The 2,182-nt window shown below is 41.8% G+C and carries 1 protein-coding gene; it reads left to right on the forward strand.

The genetic code is table 11. The annotated features are described in order from the left end of the window. Positions 1 to 109: 109 nt before the first annotated feature. Positions 110 to 2,182 (forward strand): condensation domain-containing protein (locus QWI17_RS17390; protein WP_302723792.1); only part of this gene is annotated, 2,073 nt, incomplete at its 3' end.

Genomic DNA, 2,182 nt, shown 5'->3' on the forward strand with positions numbered 1-2,182 from the left:
TCAAGTCTTCACCAGTAATCCATACAGGGAAGCTGATGATGGTGCTGACGCTCGGCTGTATAAGACCGGAGATTTGGTTCGTTGGACGGATCAAGGGGAGCTCGAATATTTGGGTCGGCTAGATCACCAAGTCAAAATACGTGGATTTAGGATTGAATTAGGCGAGATTGAAAATGCGCTTGTGGATTTTCCTAGCATTGACAATGCTGTCGTAGTATCAGTGGGTGATGATCAACATAAGCGGTTGGTGGCCTATGTTGTTCTGGGTGAGCAAGACAGAAATGTTTTGGACGCATCAGGATCTGCCAATAGTGAGCGAGACGAAATTTTGTCGGGTATACAGGAAGGTTTGTTAAAGCGATTGCCTGACTATATGGTTCCTTCCCAGTACATGATTCTGAGTGAGTTGCCACTGTCTTCAAATGGAAAAATTGACAGGAAATCTCTTCCGGATGTTGATGTGGATGTAATGAAAGGAGAGTACAGGGCGCCTTCCAATGAGATTGAGAAAATGCTTTGCGACATTTGGCAAGAAGTTCTAGGCCTTGATAAGGTTGGGGTGAATGATAACTTCTTTGCTATTGGGGGGCACTCGCTATTAATCGTTCAAATTGTATCTGGCATTGCACGTGCGGGAAAACGAATACGTCCCTTAGATATTTATGAGAATCCTACAGTTTCACAGTTGGCTGAAAAGATACACCTGGTCAGAGAGGACAAAGATTGCTTCATTTCGCCTGTAAACCTTATTGAAGAGTCTTTAGTAGGATTAACGCCTGATGTTATAAGTTTAGTAGCGTTGTCTCAAAGTGATGTAGACGAACTCAAAAGTCAGTTGATCTGTGAAGAATCAAATATACAAGATGTATATCCCCTTGGCCCTCTGCAAGAAGGAATGCTCTATCACAATCTTTTACTTGGTAGGGAGTCCGATCCATATATTTTGTCAACTTTGTTTAGAGTAGCGAGTGAAAAAGTTTTGAATGATATTCTTGCTGCCATTGAGCTGGTTGTTAGGAAACACGATTCATTGAGAACGGGATTTTATTATCAGGGTATCAGCCAACCCATTCAAGTTGTGTTCAAAAATGTTCCATCTCCGGTGACGTGGCACACATTGGAAGGCTCTGAATTGGTGCGGGATGAGGATGAGTTTTGGGAAAAAAGACGAGCAAAAATGGAATTGAGCCGCCCCCCTTTGCTGAGGTTAGATATTGCTAAAAGGGCTAGATCGCAAGATTTTCTTGTTTTGGTTACGTTGCATCACCTGGTGACAGATGTTACGTCAGAGTCGATTATACGTAGTGATATAATTCGCGCGATAACAGAAGGTGTTCAGAAGGTGGAGAGTAAGCCTGCACCAGGTTACAGAGAATATATTGCATATAACCAATTCTTATCCAATGAACAACTGGCTAAAGACTACTTTACCAAAAAACTAAAGTTTATTGATAGTCCAATAAATGCCTTTGGATTGGTAAGGAGTGATGCTGAAAAGTTAACTAAGAATATTTCAAAAGTATCCAAAGGATGTGGAAAAAACATACTGAAATTATGCCAAAAATATAATGTTAGTCCGGCGATTATATTTCACGCTGCATGGGCTATAGTGGTGTCAAGGGCAAGTGTTGGCGATGACGCCGTGTTTGGAACGGTAATGTCAGGGAGAATGCAAGGGCTTGTCTCTGCAGAAAGCACCGTAGGTCTATTTATTAATACTCTTCCAGTTTGCATTTCTTTGGGTGGATTGCGCACAGACGAGTTAATTGGCCAAATGGAAGAAAATTTAAAAGAGTTGATTCCATTTGAGAATACGTCGTTAGTAGAGGCCCAAAAGTGCAGCTCTGTAACTAATGATACGCCTTTGTTCAATTCAATTATTAATTATAGACATGCTAAGGAAGAGAAAGACAATTTTGCAAATGAAAAGTCAATCACAATGCTTAAGTCGGAAGAGAGAACTTCCTTCCCTTTAACGCTTAATGTAGATGATTTGTCTGATAACGTATATCGATTGGATGTACAAGTAGCAGGTGAGGTAAACGCGGAGCGTGTTAGCGAATATATGCAACAGGCCTTGCAGAGGCTGGTCGGTGACCTTCTCGATGGAGGTAAGACGCCCGTGGCAGAGCTATCCATATTGCCTGATGCGGAACGTCATCAACAGCTGATTGAGTGGAAC

This window comes from Gilvimarinus gilvus (assembly GCF_030518155.1).
Lineage (GTDB): Bacteria > Pseudomonadota > Gammaproteobacteria > Pseudomonadales > Cellvibrionaceae > Gilvimarinus > Gilvimarinus gilvus.